Consider the following 19,180-nt stretch of genomic DNA (forward strand, 5'->3'; position numbering starts at 1 on the left):
ATGGCTACTCTTCTACGTGATATCTTTGCCAAGCCGGTCGACCGGTCGATCGATGGGGTGATCAAGGCTGATGACAAGGCCAGCCTCCTGACCGAGCTTGATGAATATGTCATCACCAACGAGATCGGCGCTCGGCTGGAGCAATTCCTCGACGCCTACAACAATTACGATACCGCGAACGGAGTGTGGATTTCTGGCTTCTTCGGGTCAGGCAAATCTCACCTGCTGAAGATGCTCGCCCTGCTGCTGGAGAATGACGAGGTCGAGGGGCAACGTCCCGTCGAAATCTTTGAGCGCAAGCTTGAGGGCGATCCGATGCTGGCGGGTGCGCTGCGCAAGGCCGTGTCGATTCCGTCCCGGTCGGTCTTGTTCAATATCGACCAGAAGGCGGATGTGATCTCGAAGACGGATGTCGATGCGCTTCTGGCCGTCTTCCAGAAGGTCTTTGACGAGATGTGCGGCTATTACGGCAAGCTCCCGCATATCGCGCAGTTCGAGCGTGATCTCGACAGCCGCGGGAAGCTTGATGCCTTCAAGGCGGCCTTTGCGCAGTCTTCCGGCAAGCCCTGGGAGCGCGGGCGTGAACAGGCTCTGATGGAAGGCAAGCACATTGCCGCCGCTTTCGCGGAGGTCACGGGCGATGAGGTCAAGGATATTCTTGGCCAGTATCGTAAGGATACCAAGGTCTCGATTGAAGATTTCGCCAACATGGTGAAGTCGTGGATCGATGCGCAGGGGCCAAAATTCCGGCTGAACTTCTTCGTCGATGAGGTCGGGCAGTATATCGCCGACAACGTCAAACTCATGACGAACCTGCAAACCATCGCCGAAAGCCTGAACACGAAGTGCAAGGGGCAGGCCTGGATTGTTGTCACCGCCCAGCAGGACATGGGTTCGGTCATCGGGGATCTGACGGCACAGCAAGAGAATGACTTCTCGAAAATTCAGGCACGCTTCGCCAACCGGATGCCTCTGAATTCTCAAGATGTGGCCGAAGTCATCCAGCGCCGCCTTCTGGCTAAGACCGAGGCTGGTCAGATCACCCTTGGCAATCTTTACGATGCCGAAGAGAACAACCTGCGCACCCTGTTCGATTTTGGAGATAATTCCTTCAAGTTCAGGAATTTCTCCGGAAAGGAGCAGTTCGTCGCGAGCTACCCGTTCCCGAACTACCAGTATGATCTGTTCCAGCGCGCGATCATGGGGCTCTCTCAGCACAATGCGTTTGAGGGCAAGCACAGCTCGGTCGGTGAACGCTCCATGTTGGGGGTGTTTCAGGAGGTGGCCAAAAAGCTGGCGGATACGCCAGTCGGGGGGCTGGCGACCTTCGACCTGATGTTCGAGGGGATTCGCACTGCCCTCAAATCCTCGGTTCAGCAGTCGATCCAACTGGCCGAGAAGAACCTTGGTGATGATTTCGCCGTTCGGGTTCTGAAAGTCCTATTCCTTGTCAAATATGTCAAGGAATTCAAGCCGACTGCCCGCAACATATCGATCCTCCTGCTGTCCCGGTTCGAGGCGGACCAGACCGAGCAGCGCCGTAATATCGAAGAGGCTTTGTCGCTTCTGGAACGCCAGACGCTGATCCAGCGTAATGGTGAGGTCTATGAATTCCTAACCAACGAGGAAAAGGACGTCGAGGCCGAGATCAAGGCAATTGCCGTCGATCCCGCAGAGATTGAGCGGCAGCTCGATGAACTGGCGTTTGGGGCGATCCTCCGTCACGGCAAGATCAAGCATGCCGGCACGGGTGTGGACTATGCTTTTACCCGCAAGCTCGACGGGCACAGCCTGAACCGGGAGCATGAGCTTTCGGTGAACATCGTCTCGCCCTTCAGCGACGATTCCGACGCGCCGGATGTGGTTCGTTCGAACAGCATGGCAAGCGATGAGATGGTTGTCCTGCTGGGACGTGATGTGCGCTTCACGCGCGATCTCGTCCTCTGGCTCCAGACCGTGAAATTCGCCCGTCAGGTCACCAGCGGTGACGCCCAGCCCGGTCGTGATCGCATCATTGCGGAAAAGCGTGATCAGAATACGCGGCGCGAAAAGGAACTGGTGCAGCGTCTCCGCACTCTGATCGCGGATGCTCGCCTTTTCGTGCGTGGAGCCGAGCTGGAAATCGGAGGCGAAGACCCGCAGGAACGGCTTATCAAAGGTTTCCAGGTCCTGGTCGACAAGGTCTACACCAGCCTGCCTGTCTTGCGCGGCGCCACCTACACCGAAGCCGATCTTGGACGCGCGGGCCGTGTCGATGGTGGGCTTTTCGGCGGCGAAGGCAGCGGTCTGACTGAAGCCGAGCAGGATGTGCTGAATCACGCTCAGGCCCAGATGCGCCTCGGGACGCGGGTCTCGGTCAAGGCATTGGTCGAGAAGTTTGGCGCCAAACCTTATGGCTGGCCATCCATTGCGGTGCTGTGCCTGACCGCGAGCCTTGTCGCGCGCGGCAAGCTTGAGGCAAGGGCCGACAGTGCTCTGCTGGAAGGGGATGCCCTGGTGCAGGGGCTGCGCAATAGCCATGCCCTTGGCAACATATTGCTCTCCCCGCAGATCGAGTTCACCGGCCCCCAGATCCGCAAATCGCGCGAGCTGTTCCAGGCACTGTTCGATCTGCCCGCCTCGGGCAATGACGCCCGCAGTCTCGGGGCGGAGTGGCAGGCGCAGTTGCGCAAGCTGACCAGCGAACTGGAGGGACTTGGCCGGCAGTCGGCTGGCTATCCCTTTATTGCAGCCCTCGATCCTCTGCGGACTCTGCTCGATAGCATGCGCGACCAGTCGGCGACCTGGTTCATTACCGGCCCGGTTGGGCAGGAAGATCAACTGCTGGATGCCAAGGAGGATATCCTCGACAAGATCCGTAGCTTCATGTCCGGACCGCAGAAGGGCATCTATGACGAGGTGCGCGCTTTCCTGACGGCGCAGGATCAGAACGTCACCTTTGCCGAGGATTCTGCCGCCGATGCGCTGCGTCAGGCGCTAGCCGATCCGCAGTGCTTCAAGGGCACCGCGATTCAGGAACTGAAGGCGGATTTCTACGCCCTGAAGGAGCGCATCGAACAAACGGTTCTGGCCGAGCGCAACGCCGTCATCGCGGCAATTGAAGAGGTGGCCGAGAAAACCACCCAGACCTCGGAATTCCGTGCGCTACCGCCAGAGCAGCAGACCCGTATCCGCGATGAGCTTGCCGCGCAGAAAGCCAGCGTGGCTTCGCAAAACCTGATCCCGGCCTTGCGCAATCGGGCGACAGAGGTGCGTTCCAACCTTCTGGCCGACACGCTGACGCGGATCGCCGAACTAACGCCTGCACCGGCGCCGACGCCCGCGCCGCAGTCCCAATCTGCAGGTGGCGTGGCCGAAGCTCCGGCTAAGCCATATGTGCCGCCGGCACCGGCCAAGCCTCAATATATCAAGGCCCAGTCGATCACCGTCCCCTTCGCGAAAACCTATCTCGAAGATGAGGACGATGTGACGCGCTACCTTGATGAGATGAAAAAGACCCTGCTGGCCGAGATCGGCGCGGGCAAGAAAGTGATTGTCTGATGGATACCAACGCGCTCAAGAAATTTGCGCAAAGCGCGCGCAACCTGCTGATCGATCAGGTCACCGCCCGGCTGGACATGGTGCTGGCCGAGGGCGCAGCAGCCCGCCGCGAACATCCCAAGGCGATTGCGAAGCTGGAAGCCGCAGCCAACAGCAACCGTGGCCAGGTGATCGAACAGGCGGCCTACACATGGTTCAACCGCTTCACCGCACTGCGCTTCATGGATGTGACGGGCCTGACCAATGCCCGTGTCGTATCGCCTGCCGACGGTGCTACCCGGCCCGAGATTCTGGCTGAGGCTATGGCGGGCAACCTGCCGGACCGCGCCCGGCCTGAGATTGCTGAATATCTGAACGGCACCCGTCCCGCCCATGACGGGCAGGCGGAAGCCTATCGGCTGCTGCTAATCCATGCCTGCAACGAATGGCACGGCGCGATGCCCTATATGTTCGAGCGTGCCGACATGCTCGACCGGGCCGAGGATTATACCGAACTGCTGATGCCCGACGATCTTCTGTCGCCAGACAGCATCTTGGCGCGCCTGCGCGAGGTGATGACGGAAGAGGCCTGCCAGGATGTCGAGATCATCGGCTGGCTTTACCAGTTCTATATCAGCGAAAAGAAGGATCAGGTTTTTGCGGGCCTGAAGAAAAACCAGAAGATCACGGCCGAGAATATCCCCGCCGCGACGCAGCTGTTCACCCCGCACTGGATCGTCCGCTATCTGGTGGAAAATTCGCTGGGGCGGCTGTGGCTGCTGAACCGCCCGCAATCGAAGCTGGCGGCGAAGATGGACTATTACATCGCGCCGGAAGAGCCGGAGACGGATTTTCTGCGCATCACCCGGCCCGAGGATATCCGCATCTGCGATCCGGCCTGCGGCTCGGGTCATATGCTGACCTATGCCTTTGACCTGCTCTATGAAATCTATGCCGAGGAAGGCCATGACGCGGCCGAAATCCCGGGCCTGATCCTGAAGCACAATCTGACCGGCATCGAGATTGATGATCGCGCCGGGGCGCTGGCGGCCTTTGCGCTGTCGATGAAGGCGGCGGCGAGGCTGGGGCGGCGGCGGTTTCTGCGGATGGAGCCGAAGCCCGACATCTTCGTGCTGCAGGATGTGCGCTTCACGCCTGCCGAGATGCAGGACGTGGCCGCCGTGGTGGGCAAGGATCTGTTCACCGATGAGTTACGCGAGACGCTGGGGCAGTTCGAGCAGGCCAAGAATTTCGGTTCGCTGATCGTGCCGAAACTGCGCGACCCGGCCGAGACGCTGCGGGTGGTGGCGGCGCGGGACTTCGGCGGCGACCTCCTGCTGAAGGAGGTGCAGGAGCGCGTCGTGGCCGTGTTGCGCATGGCCGAGGCGCTGTCGCCGAAGTATCACTTGGTGGTGGCCAACCCGCCTTATATGGGCGGCGGAGGAATGACCGGACTGCTGACCAACTGGCTAAAGGACAACTACCCATCCACCAAGAGTGATCTGTTTTCGGCATTTATCGAACGGCTTCTTGGAATCGTCAAAGATGACGGTTTCGCGGGAATCGTGACGCCATTTACTTGGCTATACATATCTTCCTTTAAGAAGCTGCGCCACTTGGTCTTAACGAACAGCCATGTCCAGTCTTTCGTAAAGCCATCATATACAGCCTTTTATGAATCCGCGATTGTTCCTCTTATGGCGCTGGTTCTGCGTGAAGGTTCTCAACCCGAGCGTAAAGGTAAGTTCTTTGACCTCGGGTATCTTGGCACCGGCGCTCAACAGCCCGGCCTCTTTAGAGAAAAGATCGAGCGGAACGATTTCGTCGAGAGAAGCGCTTCGCAGTTCCTGTCGTTTGATGGGAAAGAAATGGCATATAATCTGCCGACTGGCTTGGTTGAGCATATCGAAAGCAGGACCAAGCTTGGAGAGATATGCGATATCTCAGAAGGCCTAAAAACGGGTGAGAATGACCGATTCATTCGATTTTGGCAGGAAGTCAGTTCATCTAGATCGGGCAGTTTCGGCGAAGGAAGAACGTGGGTTCCTCACGCGAAAGGAGGAGATTTTCGTCGTTGGTTCGGAAATTTGAGTTGGGTGGTAAAATGGGGGCATGATGGCTCCGAAATGCGGGCAACTGGAAAGGCAGGTTTTCAAGGTCAGCCGAACTATGGAAATGAAGGTGGTGTTTGGTCAAAGATATCCACGAGCTACTTTAGTGTTCGATATCAGCCAGATGGGTGTATTTTTGACTCGGCTTGCCCTGGATACTTCCCAAGGGAAAAGCTAACTGCATACCAGTCCGTGGCGCTTCTTTGCTCCATAGTCGGACAAACCTTCATCAAGTCGCTCAACCCCACGATGAATTTTCAGGTTGGCAACATCGCAGGTATGCCACTTTCTGACGACCTTTCGTGGCAGCAGGAAATCCAAACCGTTGCCGAATCCGCAATCGAATTAAGCAGAACCGACTGGGACGCCTACGAAACCTCCTGGAATTTCACCGCGCTTCCGCTGCTCGCGCCCGATCGCCGGGCCGAGACACTGACGGCAAGCTACAACCGCCTCCGCGCCCATTGGCAGGACATGACGGACGAGATGCAGCGGCTGGAGGAACAGAACAACCGCATCTTCATCGACGCCTATGGCTTGCAGGATGAACTCGCCCCCGAGGTGCCGGTCGAGGAAATCACCCTCACCTGCAACCCGGCCTATCGCTATGGAGTGAAGGGGATGAAAGAGGAGCGTGAGGCGCGGCTGTTGCAGGATACGGTGGCCGAATTTCTTCATTATGCCGTGGGCTGCATGTTCGGGCGCTATAGTCTCGACGCGCCGGGCCTGATCCTCGCCAATCAGGGCGAAGGGATAGAGGAGTATTTGGCCCGCGTGCCGGAGCCCAGCTTCGCGCCCGACCGCGACAATGTCATCCCTGTGCTGGATGCCGACTGGTTCGCCGATGACATCGTCACCCGCGCTCGCGATTTCCTGCGCGTCACCTTTGGCGAGGCGAAGTTCCGCGAAAACCTCGCCTTCATTGAGAAGGCGCTCGGTAAGGATCTGCGCCGCTGGTTCACGAAGGATTTCTTCGATTATCACGTGCGTCGCTACAAGAAGCGCCCGATCTACTGGATGTTCTCCAGCCCCAAGGGCAGCTTCAACGCGCTGATCTATATGCACCGCTACCGGCCCGACACCGTCTCGGTCGTGCTGAACCAATATGTGCGCGAGTTCATCCATAAGCTGGAGGTAGAGCGCGCCCGGCTGGAAAAGCTGGCCGACGATCCTGCCGCTACGCCCGCCCAGCAAACAAAGGCGCAGAAGGAAACGGCCACGGTCATCAAGCAGATCGCCGAGCTGACCGAATGGGAACGCGAAGTCGTCTATCCGATGGCGCAGCAGAAGATCGCCATCGATCTGGATGACGGGGTGAAGCGCAACTATCCGCTGTTCGCCGGTGCGCTGAAGCCGATCAAGGGGCTGGAGGCTGCGGATGACTGACCGCATCACCGCCGGCCTGATGCGGCTCTATGAGGATCAGGGCCATCGCATCGTCTTCTGGTATGACGCCGCCCGCGATCTGCGCACGGCGTTCGATGCCGTTGACCTACCCAGCTTGACAAAGCTGGAGATCGCCAACAACGAATTCGGCCTGAAATACCGCATGCTGCGGCAGGAGCCGAAGGCGCGGTTCCTGCTCTACAAGGATGGCCCGGAACCGCCGATGCCTGAGAACTGGCTGCTGGATGTGCAACTTGCCAGCGCCGTCTTTCGCGCCGATCAGGCGGCGATCTGGATGGCGGATCTCGGCATTCCGGCAAAATACGAAGCGGCCGTGCGCGATCACGCCGAATTCTATCGTTCTGGCAAACGGCTGGAAGCCCTGCGCGCCATCGAGCGGGAGCGCCCGTCGCAAAGCGCCAACGATGTCCGCCGCAAGATGCTGGCGGTCTGCGCCGGAGCAGATGGCGATCTGGATACGGTGATCGAGGCGTTGCTGGCCGAACTGGCTGATGGACAGGATGATGCACTGCGGCTCATCGACCGGGTCGGGCTGTCGGAGTTTTTCTGGAAAGAGGTTTCGGCGCGCTATGGCTATGCGCCGGATACCCCTGATTTTCAGGATTTCGCCATCACGCTGTTTTCCAGCGCCTGGGCGCGGGCCGTGGGTGAGGCTGCGTCCCTGAATACCGATGCCGCGCTGATGTTCCGCCGCTGGAGCGCTTCGCGCCGGTGGGGTGAGGCGTTCGAGAAGCTGTCGGGCGACTATCAGGATGTGTTGAAGATCAGGGACGATCTGGCCTCGCGCGATTTCCGCGCCCTGATTCCGCATGACCATTTCGAGGAAGTGGACCGGCGGATCGTTGTCGCCATCGTGGAGGGGCTGGCCCAGCAAAGCCTGCCGGCCACAGATGTGCTGAAATGGGTGCGCGACCGCCGCCAGAGCCATTGGTATGGCCGTTACGCCGATGTCTATCAGGCCATCGGTTATGCGACCGAGTTCCAGCAGGCGTTGGCCGAAGCTGATCTGACGATGACCAGCCTGTCCGATGGCGTGAAGCGCTATTCCGCAAGCTGGTTCCGGCTGGACCAGCTTTATCGCAAGTTTATCTATCACATGCAGAAAAGCGGGCAGTCGGGGCTGCTATCCGCGCTCTATGAGGCGGTTGAGAACCGCTACACCACGAATTTCGTGCTGAAGCTGAACGATGCCTGGCAGGACCAGGTTGCGCGCCTGACGGACTGGGCGATTCCGGGCTTCCCACGGCAGGTGGATTTCTACCGCGAGCAGGCCGCAGAGTTCAGGCGTAAAGACCAGAAGGTCGTCGTCATTATCTCGGATGCGTTGCGCTATGAGGTGGCCGAAGAGGCGCTGCGCGAGATCCGCAAGCTCAACCGGTTTGATGCCGATCTAAAGCCGATGATCGGGGCCTTGCCCAGCTATACCCAGCTCGGCATGGCGGCGCTCTTGCCGCACCGGCAACTGGCGATCCGCGATGACAATGATCTGGTGCTGCTGGACGGTGAAAGCACCATGGGTGCCGCCGCCCGTGAAAAGGCGCTGGCTGCTGGCAGGGCTGGAGACCGGGTAAAGGTTCTGGCGGCGAAGGATTTCATGAACCTTGGCTCGTCGGAGGGCAAAGACCTCTTCCGGGATCATGACATCCTCTATCTCTACCACAATCAGATCGACGCGATCGGTGACAAGCTCGCCACCGAGGAGTATGTCCCCGCAGCGGCAGAGACCGCCATTGAGGATCTGGTGAAGCTGGTGCGCAAGCTGACCTCGGCCAATTTCTCGAACATCCTGATCACGGCCGATCACGGCTTCCTGTGGCAGCACAAGGCGTTGGAAGAGAGCGGTTTTGCGCTGAGCGAGCCGGAAGGCGACATCGTTACACGCAACCGGCGCTATGTGATCGGACGCGGCCTCAGCAGCGCCGGTGGCATGAAGAAGTTCACCGCTGTCGAGCTTGGCCTGGAGGGTGATCAGGACATCCTGATCCCGAACTCGATCAACCGCCTGCGCGTCAAGGGATCAGGCAGCCGCTTTGTCCATGGCGGGGCGAGCCTGCAGGAGATCGTCCTGCCGGTTCTGCGTGTGGGCAAGCAGCGCAAGGAGGATGTCGGGCAGGTATCGGTGCAGATCATTCCGCCAGCCCGTGCCCAGATCACCACGGGCCAGATCCAGGTCACCTTCTATCAGGCTGAGCCAGTTACCGAGAAGCAGCAGCCCCGACAGGTGCATGCAGCTATCTTTGCCGACGATGGGACTCTCATCTCTGACGAAGCCGAGCTGGAGTTCGATTTCGCGTCCGAAAACCCGCGTGAGCGCGAGCTATCGCGGAGCTTCCTGCTGTCCAAGGCGGCGGACGCCTATAACAATCAGACAGTCTTCCTGAAGGTGCGTACGCGCATCGGCAAGACCAGCCATTTCGAAGATCACGCTTCGCAGCCGCTGCTGCTGAAACGCGGGATCAGCACAGATTTCGATTTCTGAGGTGCCGATGTCGACCCTTGATGACAAGATCAACGAGCATTTTGCCGGTTTCGTGGTCCGCAAGGACCTGGTGAAGGCGGTGAAGGGGAACGCCATTGTTCCCACCTATGTGCTCGAATACCTGCTCGGCCAATATTGCGCGACCGATGACGAAGCCTCGATTGCGACGGGTATCGAGACGGTCAAGGACATCCTGCGCAAGCACTACGTCCATCGTTCCGAAGCGGGGCTGGTCCAGTCGACGATCAAGGAGCGCGGCCGCTACAAGGTCATCGATCAGGTCAGCGTGGCGCTGAACGAAAAGACCGATGCCTATGAGGCGGTGTTCGAAAACCTCGGGATCAAGCGGGTCGCGATCGACAGCGCCACGGTCAAGGCGCACCCGAAGCTGCTTGTAACGGGCATCTGGTGCATCGCCGATGTGCAGTACGAGTTCTCGGAAGACAATCGGATTTCCCCCTGGATCATCGACACGCTGAAACCGATCCAGATCGCCCGCGTCGATTATGATGGCTATCGCGAGACACGGGACAAGTTTACCACGGAGGAATGGATCGATCTGCTGATGCAGAGCATCGGCTTCGATCCGTCATTGTTCGGGCGCAGGTCAAAGCTTTTGCAGTTGCTGCGCCTGATCCCCTTCGTCGAGCGGAACTACAACCTCATCGAGCTTGGTCCCAAGGGTACGGGCAAATCGCATATCTATTCCGAGTTCTCACCCCATGGTCAGCTGATCTCCGGCGGTGAAGTTACGGTTCCCAAGCTCTTCGTGAACAACTCCAATGGGCGGATCGGGCTGGTCGGCTATTGGGACGTCGTGGCCTTTGATGAGTTTGCAGGCCGTGAGAAGACGGCCAACAAGGCGCTTGTCGACATCATGAAGAACTACATGGCGAACAAGCAGTTTTCGCGCGGTGTAAATCCAATGGGTGCCGAGGCCAGCTTCGCCTTCGTCGGCAACACCGACCATAATGTTCCATGGATGCTGAAGAATACCGACCTGTTCGAAGCCCTGCCGCCGCAGTTCCACGACAGCGCCTTCATCGATCGGCTGCATGCCTATCTGCCCGGATGGGAGGTCGACATCATCCGGGGCGAGATGTTCACATCCGGCTATGGGTTCATCGTCGACTATCTGGCCGAAATCCTGCGCCATCTGCGTGCCGAGGACTTCTCGCACCGGCCGGATCGGTTCTTCACCGTTCCCGTTCAGACCCATATCCGCGATCGCGCCGCGATCAACAAAACCATGTCAGGTCTGCTGAAGCTGATCTTCCCGAATGGAGGCGAGACAGAAGCCGAAGTTGAAGAGCTGCTGCGGTTTGCGATTGAATGCCGTAAGCGGGTGAAGGACCAGCTCCTGCGGATTGACAGCACCTTCGAGGACGCGGACTTCCATTACGTCGCCTCGGATGGCGCAAAGCGCCCTGTCACCACGCTGGAGGAAGAGGAGTTTCCCCAGTTCTACCATCGCCGATCGACTGGCGATGGGGATCGCAGTGGGGGGCAATCTGCAACCACGCCGGATCCCACGCATCAGTCCTCAACGCTGGCCACTTCTGAAGCACCTGCTGTTGCCGTTATCCCAGCGTTTGCTCCGAAGCCTGGACATGTCGTTTTCACAGAGAACCGCAAGGGCGTGAGTTTCGACAAGATCTTTGGTCCGTGGACGGATGGCGCGACCAGGATCATCATCACCGATCCTTATATCCGGAAGTTCCATCAGGCCCGCAACGTGATGGAATTGATCGAGATGCTGATTCGGCGCAAACAGCCCGAGGATCAGGTCGCGGTGCATCTCGTCACCGCTCCTGATGATGGAAACATTCAGGAGCAGCGGGAATGCCTGGACGGAATCGCCGAGGCTTGCACGGGCACGGGTGTTGATTTCACCTGGGCGTTTGATGGGAGCGGAACGCTCCATGCCCGCGACATCACCACAGACACCGGATGGAAGATGGTTCTGGATCGTGGGCTGGATATTTTTCAGCCGACCCCCCGGAAGATGAATGGTTTTTCACTGGGGGAGCGAATGCAAGAGCATCGAATGGTCAAGGGTTTCTACGTGACCTATGTCAAAGATGAATAAAAATGTAGTCTACAGCATCGCTGACGTCGCGTCTTTGTCCAACCATGATGGGTCAATTTGCGTGAACAGTGGCCGCTCGAGATAGAAGTGAGGTTTAGCATCGGGTTTCAAGGAGAGCCCAAGCAAAGGGGGTAGATGTGAGGGCTTGTCGGATAACGATAAGTAACTTCAGGGGCGTTAAATCCGCGACTTTGCTGCTGCCGCAGCATGGTGTGCTTATCGGTGACAATAACACCGGCAAGACGACCATACTCGAAGCGCTTGATCTGGTCCTTGGGCCTGACCGGCTCAATCGTCAGCCGCCTATCGATGAACACGATTTCTTCCGGGGGACGTATCTTCTCGCGCCTGCTGCGCCAGCGGCCGAAGCGGCTAGTGACGGCGGCGATGGGGAGCTTCCGGCACCGGAAACCGACGTCGAACCACCGAGGATCGAGATCGAGGTGACCGTTGCCGACCTCACCGACGAGCAAAAAGGGAAATTCGGAGACTACACCGAATTTTGGGACGGAGCGACCGACACCTTCTACGACGAGCCGAATCCGGCCGGTGTGGATGCCGCCACCATCACCGAAGCGCTGCGTGTCACGTTCCTCGGCTGGTACGACGCCGAGGAGGACGATTTCGAGGGGAAGACCTATTTCACCCGCAGCCTAACCGAGAGCGACCGGCCCGAGCCGTTCTCCAGGAAACACAAGCAGGTGTGCGGCTTCCTCTACCTGCGTTCCCTTCGCACAGGTTCACGCGCCCTGAGCCTGGAGCGGGGCAGTCTGCTCGACATCATCCTGCGACTCAAAGAAGTCAGACCACAGATGTGGGAGGCCACCCTCGGCACCTTGGCCGGCATTTCGGTCGCGAGTGATCCGAAGCTCGGCATTTCCCCCGTGCTGGAGAGCATCAACACGGCGTTGAAGAAGTACGTGCCGAAAGAGTGGGGCGTGGAGCCCCATCTCAAGGTCTCCAATCTGACCCGCGAGCATTTGCGCAAGGTGATCACGGCCTTCATCGCTACGGGTGACGGGGACCATGCGGCGCCGTTCTATCGGCAGGGCACTGGCACCATTAACATGCTCGTCCTGGCGATGCTCTCCCAGATCGCCCAGGACAAGCAGAATGTCATCTTCGCCATGGAGGAGCCGGAGACAGCAATCCCGCCCTACGCGCAGAAGCGTATCGTTCACGAGGTGCGGAAGCTCGCGTCACAGACGCTCTTCACGTCCCACTCTCCCTATGTTTTGGAGGAGTTCGCGGTCGAGGAGACTGTGGTGCTCGGGCGCGATGGAGAAGGGGTCCTGGAGCAAAAGGCCATCACTCTCCCGGACAATGTGAAGCTGAAACGCTATCGGCAGCAGTTTCGCACGCGGTTCTGCGAGGGGTTGCTTGCCCGCCGTGTTCTTGTGGCGGAGGGCGCCACTGAAACCTCGGCCTTCCCCGTCGCGTGCCGCCGCCTGGCGGAGCTCAAACCCGATTCCTACGCATCCCTTGAGGCGCTCGGCGTCTGCATTGTTGATGCCGGCGGTGAAACCGACATCCCGGGCATGGCCAAGCTCTACCGAGACCTCGGAAAACGGGCTTTCGCGATCTGCGACAAGCAGAGCGACGCCAACAAGGACCTCATTGAGGCGCAGGTCGATCTGCTCTTGATGCACGACGAAAAAGGCTTTGAGGCCATGGTGCTGAAAGGCACGACGGAGGCCGCCTTGAAGCGGTTCACCAAGCTGATCGACTGGCCCCAAGACTTGGCTCAGAAATATTCCGATCCGGAGGCGCAGGCCGCTGCCGCCCTGACGGACTATTTCGCCAAGTCGAAGGGGAGCTGGGGCATTGCCGATTTTCTCGCGCAATGCAGTGAGGCTGAGATTCCCCAATGGCTCCGGCATGCGGCGGTCAAGTTGAAGGATGCCTGTCTTCCTGCGCCTGCGGGCGGTGACCAACCTGCCGCACCCGTCGCTGCGGAGGAGCACCTGGAAGCGGTCGTACATGGAACTGACTAAGGGCCAACAGGATATCATGGAGTCGGGCGGTCATCTCCTGGTCACAGGCGGGCCGGGCTCCGGCAAGACCACCATCTCCATCCTCAAGGCGGCGCAGATTGCCGAGTGGGACCTTCGCCCCGGTCAGAAGGTCCTGTTCCTCAGCTTTGCCCGCGCCACGGTTTCCCGCGTGGTCGAGGCGATCGAGTACGAGCAGCAGATCCCGCCCGCTCAGAAGCGCCTCATCGACGTGGAAACCTACCATTCCTTTTTCTGGCGCATCCTTAAGGCGCACGGCTATCTCATCGGGCTGCCGCGGCGACTCTTCATTCTCACGCCGCCCGGTGAGGCTATCGCGCTCTCGGCCGCCCGATCAGGCTTCCCCGTCCGGAATCTAACGGACGCGCAGAAAGCAGCAAAAAAGACCGCGGAAGAGACGGAACGGGCCCGCCTTGCAACGGAAGACGGCCGCGTGTGCTTTGATCTTTATGCCCCCTATGTGGGCGACCTTATACATGGCAGCGCGCGTATCCGACGCCTTATCGCCATCATGTACCCTGTCGTCATCCTCGATGAGTTCCAGGACACCAACGAGGCGCAGTGGCGTGTTGTCCAGGCGCTGGGCGAAGTCTGCCGCCTGATCGCCTTGGCGGATCCGGAGCAACGCATTTACGACTGGATCGGCGCCGATCCTGCCCGACTCGACCATTTCCGGGAAGCCTTCAAGCCAACAGAAGTGGACCTGAGCACAGTCAATCACCGTAGCGCCGGAACCGAGATTGCCCTGTTCGGCAATGACGTGCTCACCGGGAAATTCCGGCAGGATTCCTATAAGGGCATCAAGTTAGATGTCTTCGACCCGTTTCTCGATCCGGCGATGACCAAGCTCGTGACGACGGTTTACAAGGCGCGGAAGCGTCTCGTGGATGCGGGCGTCGTCAATTGGTCACTGGCCGTTCTGGTGCCGACAAAGAAAATGACTCGCCTAGTATCCGATGCCTTCCGCCAGCCTCCTGCCGGCATGGTCGAGGTGCCCCACTCGGCAGTCATCGAACTGGAAGCCGCCATTCTCGGCGCGGAAATCATCGCTCTTCTCATGCAGCCAGCCGACGACCGCCATTTCGGCCAGTTCATCGACCTGATGTGCAACTACTTTCAGGGCAAGGGCGGCGATGGGCCGACACAGGGGGCGCTCAAGGAAGCCACGAACATCCGCAAGGCCTACGACGAGTGGCTGGCCTGTCAGACGGCAGGCAAAGCGATCCGCAAAAACAGCATCCTCGTCAACATGATTGCCGTCTACGAGCAGGCCCGTGCCGTTATGTTGACGGGTGATCCCGACGAGGATTGGCGCGCAGTGCGGCGGGTTCTGGAGGATGGGGGCTGCGCGCGCCTGAAGGAGATTGGGCAAGAGGTGCGCAATCTCCGCATTCTAGAGCGCGGCACCCAGCTTCGTCAGGAGCTGTCCCAAGATTGGCGTGACAGTGGCGGCTATCGCAATGCCCTAGCTATTACGCGGCAGGCTTTCATTCAGGAGCACTTCTCGACGAACGCGAAGCCCGAATCCGGGGTCGTCGTGATGAATATGCACAAGGCGAAGGGAAAGCAGTTCGACGAGGTCATCATCTTTGAACACTGGCCGATCAAGCGAAAGGGGCAGCCGCCCTACAATGGCGACAGGATCGTGCGCTTCAACTCCAAGGAGCAGATCGACGATCAGGCGCGGCAGAATTTCCGTGTCAGCGTGACCAGAGGCAAGCGGCAGACGACCATTTTGACCCCAAAAAGCGATCCTTGCGTTCTTCTTCTGGGAGACAATAGTTAGATGGCACTCTATCGCATGCCTGAATCCAGAAGCGCAAGTTATGCTCAGTCTTATATAGTGGCCCAACCTAACGCAGCCCCGGGATAACTACTCGATGGCGTTCTGAAGAAACTGCTCAAGAGATGCCTTTCTCGCAAATCTGTCAAAGGCATAGGCAGTTTGTTTGAATTCCTTTCCGTCCAGTAGGCCTTGAATATACCCCGAGACAGTGTCGGCCGCCATGACGAGTGTGTTGTCCAGCGTATGGACATATCTACTGGTCACCGAACTGTTGGCATGGCCAAGGAGCGCTGCAATTGTGATCTCACTGAGGCCAAGATCATTGGCAATGCTCGCAAAACTGTGCCGAAGGACATGGGCTGTGATCGCCTCAAGTGCAGTCCCGGCGAAGATCTTCTTCCACTTGTTGGGAAAGGCGCCATACGCCTTGCCACCCCGCGATCCAGGAAACACGTAATCTCCCGCAGCAACTTCGCGCTGCATCTCCAGGAACTCGACCACCGGAAGGCCAATCGGGCGTATCGACGCGCCTTCCTTTGAATCCGACAGTCGTAGGCAACTGTTCGAGAGGTCCACGTCGCTCCACCGCAGACCAATGATTTCGCTGCGCCGACAACCGGTCAGGGCAATCTGACGAACGATGTCGGTCATCATAGCAAGATCAGGGTCGGTTGCCGCTCGCCTCAGCGCCTCACCCATCTCTCGATACTCGGCGGTGCTTAGGCGTCGGTTTCTAACCTGATCCTTTGGTTTCTTGATCCCATGGGCAACATTTCGATCCACAATCCCAGCGTCATTCGCATAGGTAAGAATCCCACCGAGTAAGCCGACAGTACGACTTGCTGCCCCTGGTCCACCGCGAAGAATGGATTTGCCACGAAGGTTCTTGGTCTTCCTGACCGCGCGCGTTTTCCCGATCAGAATGTCGTTCATCATCTTCGTCACGTCCGCCTTACTCAGATCGCGCACGCGCTTTTTCCCGAGGACCGGGATGATGTGGCCATTGATTCTGCCGATATCGGTAGTGATTGTTGCTGGCTTCTTGGGCCGACCACGTTTGCCCTGGATAAGACCCGCATGGAGATCGCCGATATAGCGTTCGCAAAGCTCCTTGATCGTCATGGCATTTCGGTCCTCCAGCTTTTCTTCAGCCGGATCGTCGCCTTGAGCCACGCGCCCGAGTTGTGCCTTCGCCTCGCGTCGTGCAGTCTCGGGCGTCCAGATACCGTGAAGGCCGATAGTGAAGCGCCGGGAGGATCCGTTGCTTCGATATTGGATCACATAGCTGCGCTTGCCCGACGCGAAGACTCTCAACCCGAAACCGGGTAGATCATCGTCCCAGATGACGTAGTCGTTGGGCTTGGTTATGGCGCTCTCAACAAGCCGTTTCGATATCTTTGGCATGGAATTTATCCTTTCCAGTTGGGCTCTCGCGTAAGCACCACGTAAGCACATGGGGGAAAACCACAGCGTAGAGCCGGTTACGTTTTTCCGTCGTGATGCGCTGGAAAGTAAAGTTATTTCAGTGCCTTATCGCACTGTAGCGTAGTCCATCGCACGTTTCGGATAGACTGCTAATAATTGCTCCAGACCCGCGATGCCGGCCGGAACGCAGAGGAGCTTTACTCGACCAACAACCGCCAGACGGCAGATGGCCTCGCCGGCCTGCCGCGCGACTATACCGGACCAGTGCTTGGACCTCCGCTGCCTGGTGATCTCGGGCGGCCGATCCTCGACGCCCAGAACCGGGGCCAGCCAGTCGTTCCGCCGACGATCACGACGCCGACTATCGACGAGGCGGAGCAGCGCTGGCGGGCCGAGGAAGAGGCTGCGCGCACCAGCCGCGTCTTCTTTCAGACCCAACCTGGCTCGACAGCGACGGCACCCGGCAGCTCAACCACGCCGAATGTTCCCGGCTTCGATCTCGCCGGACTCGCTGGACAGCCCGGCCAGCAGACCGCCCAGGACCGGCAGCTTGCGTTTTTGAATGCGCCAGTTAATCGCCGCACCACATCGTCGGATCGGGTCATGGCTCCGGCTTCGCCCTTCATCCTTCAGGCCGGGGCCGTGATCTCAGCCGCACTCATCACCGGCATTCGGTCGGATCTGCCCGGCCAGATCACGGCGCAGGTGACGGAAAACGTCTATGACAGTCCTACCGGCAGATTGCTTCTGATCCCCCAAGGCACACGTATTATCGGTCAGTACGACAACAACGTGCAGTTCGGGCAAAGGCGGGCGTTGCTGGTATGGAACCGGCTGATCTTCCCGAACGGCCGCTCCATCGTGCTCGAACGCCAGCCCGGAGCCGATGCGCGGGGCTATGCCGGTCTTGAGGATGGGGTGGACTATCACTGGTGGGACATCGCCAAGGCGGCCGGTCTCTCCACGCTGCTCGCCATCGGGACCGAACTCGCCGTCAGCGACGAGGACCGCCTCTTGCGCGCGATCCGCGACGGCGCACAGGACACGATCAACGACGCCGGACAGCAGATCGTCCGCCGTCAGTTGCAGGTCGCGCCGACGCTGACCATCCGGCCAGGCTTCCCCGTCCGCGTCATCGTCACCAGAGATTTAATTCTCGAACCCTACAGAGGCTGACCATGGCAAAGTTGAAACTTGGCCCCATCGCCGACGACAAGCCCGTAAAAGTCACGGTGGAGCTGCCTGCGGCGCTCCATCGTGACCTCACGGATTATGGCCGTCTTTTGGGGGAAGGGGGCGCGCCGATCGAACCGGCCAAGCTGATCGTGCCGATGCTGGAGCGGTTCATCGCGACGGATCGCGGGTTTGCCAAGGCCCGACGCCCGGTAAAATCTACGACAGGGATGCCCTGATCGTCGCTGGCTCTGCCGCGGCTTTTGCCATAGCGAGGAGCCTTCGGAGCGCGGGGTTGTCGTTGATCGGCGACCAGACGGCGGAGAATGGCAGCAGCTCCCCGGTAATTGGCCGGTAGGTGATGCCGGGAAGGGCGGCGACGGTCATGGCTTCGCTCACCAAGGTCATGCCCCGGCCCATGGCCACCAGCGGCAGCAGGTTGTCTCGGCCCACCGACTGGACCTGGATCTCGGGGTGCCGTCCGAGCGCGGCCAGTTCCCGCACCAGATGATCGTGGATCTCCTGGCCCGGCGCGGCCTCGCTGACGATGAAGGGCTCGTCGACCAGATCGAGCCAAGTCAGCTCGGGCTGCGCGGCGAGGGGATGCCGGTCGGGCAGCACCACGAAGACGCGCTCGGTCCACAGAGAAGCCCGGTCGCAGGCAGGCCAGTCTCTGGCGCCGGTCAGGAAGGCGACGTCGATGTCGAGCTTGCGGATCGCGGCGATGTGCTCGTCGGGATTGCCGTCGACCAGCTCGATGCGGACCTTGCCGTGGCGGGCGCCGTAGCTGTGCAGCAGATCGGCGAGGAAGCCGGAGGCGAGGGAGGAATAGATACCGATCCTGACGCAGCCGTTCTCGGCGCGGCCTGCGGCGGCGATGTCATGGGCGCTCTCGCCGAGGTTGCGGACGATCTGGCGGGCGCGCTGCAGGAAGCGCTGGCCTGCGAAGGTGAGGTGGACGCCGCCGCTGTGGCGGTGGAAGAGGGATGCGCCGAGGCGGTCTTCGAGATCGCGGATGCCGCGGCTGATGGCGGATTCCTGAACGCCGACGGCCGGCGCCGCCTTGCGGAAGCTGCCATGCTCGGCGGCGGCGATGAAATACCGGAGGTGGCGAAATTCGATGCCATCGACCTGCTTCATCACCTCCCGCTTCATGAGGCGACAGCCCTGGCCTTTGCC

General features: G+C 59.6%; 10 protein-coding genes. 8 read left to right on the forward strand and 2 right to left on the reverse strand.

The features are described 5' to 3' along the window. The 6 genes from brxC to V5F53_RS04045 all read left to right on the forward strand — a co-directional run bounded on the left by brxC (position 1) and on the right by V5F53_RS04045 (position 15,403). A complete protein-coding gene (brxC, locus tag V5F53_RS04020; protein WP_393998175.1) occupies positions 1 to 3,540 on the forward strand; it encodes a BREX system P-loop protein BrxC in 3,540 nt (1,179 codons plus the stop codon). Next, positions 3,540 to 7,016, forward strand: coding sequence for a BREX-1 system adenine-specific DNA-methyltransferase PglX (gene pglX, locus V5F53_RS04025; RefSeq protein ID WP_393998174.1), 3,477 nt, complete (start codon positions 3,540 to 3,542; stop codon positions 7,014 to 7,016). The genes brxC and pglX overlap by 1 nt, the downstream gene beginning before the upstream one ends. After that, complete coding sequence (pglZ, locus tag V5F53_RS04030; protein WP_393998173.1) at positions 7,009 to 9,516, forward strand: BREX-1 system phosphatase PglZ type A; 2,508 nt, start codon at positions 7,009 to 7,011, stop codon at positions 9,514 to 9,516. Before pglX ends, pglZ begins: the two co-directional genes overlap by 8 nt. A gap of 7 nt (positions 9,517 to 9,523) precedes the next feature. After that, positions 9,524 to 11,605 carry a BREX system Lon protease-like protein BrxL gene (brxL, locus tag V5F53_RS04035; protein ID WP_293334131.1) on the forward strand — a complete coding sequence of 694 codons (2,082 nt, stop codon included), beginning with the start codon at positions 9,524 to 9,526 and terminating at the stop codon, positions 11,603 to 11,605. Positions 11,606 to 11,796: 191 nt separating this feature from the next. Further along, the gene (locus tag V5F53_RS04040; RefSeq protein ID WP_509212890.1) at positions 11,797 to 13,599 is read left to right on the forward strand and encodes an AAA family ATPase; all 1,803 of its coding nucleotides are present in this window, start codon (positions 11,797 to 11,799) and stop codon (positions 13,597 to 13,599) included. Continuing rightward, positions 13,586 to 15,403, forward strand: a complete 1,818-nt coding sequence (locus tag V5F53_RS04045; RefSeq protein WP_299941318.1) for a UvrD-helicase domain-containing protein — start codon at positions 13,586 to 13,588, stop codon at positions 15,401 to 15,403. The genes V5F53_RS04040 and V5F53_RS04045 overlap by 14 nt, the downstream gene beginning before the upstream one ends. Before the next feature lie 87 nt (positions 15,404 to 15,490). On the opposite strand, the gene V5F53_RS04050 is transcribed toward V5F53_RS04045, so the two are convergent. After that, complete coding sequence (locus V5F53_RS04050) at positions 15,491 to 16,807, reverse strand: tyrosine-type recombinase/integrase (RefSeq protein WP_393998171.1); 1,317 nt, start codon at positions 16,805 to 16,807, stop codon at positions 15,491 to 15,493. A 177-nt stretch (positions 16,808 to 16,984) separates the two neighbouring features. On the opposite strand from V5F53_RS04050, the gene V5F53_RS04055 reads away from it, so the two are divergent. Continuing rightward, on the forward strand, positions 16,985 to 18,004 hold the full coding sequence (locus V5F53_RS04055) for a TraB/TrbI/VirB10 family type IV secretion system protein (protein ID WP_393998170.1): 1,020 nt from the start codon (positions 16,985 to 16,987) through the stop codon (positions 18,002 to 18,004). 2 nt (positions 18,005 to 18,006) lie between these two features. Continuing rightward, complete coding sequence (locus V5F53_RS04060) at positions 18,007 to 18,240, forward strand: DUF2274 domain-containing protein (RefSeq protein WP_151616493.1); 234 nt, start codon at positions 18,007 to 18,009, stop codon at positions 18,238 to 18,240. Here the strand turns inward: V5F53_RS04060 and V5F53_RS04065 are convergent. Then, the gene (locus V5F53_RS04065; RefSeq protein WP_393998169.1) at positions 18,221 to 19,141 is read right to left on the reverse strand and encodes a LysR family transcriptional regulator; all 921 of its coding nucleotides are present in this window, start codon (positions 19,139 to 19,141) and stop codon (positions 18,221 to 18,223) included. The genes V5F53_RS04060 and V5F53_RS04065 overlap by 20 nt on opposite strands. Between the last annotated feature and the right edge of the window lie 39 nt (positions 19,142 to 19,180).

This window comes from Xanthobacter cornucopiae (assembly GCF_043195065.2).
Classification (GTDB): Bacteria; Pseudomonadota; Alphaproteobacteria; order Rhizobiales; family Xanthobacteraceae; genus Xanthobacter.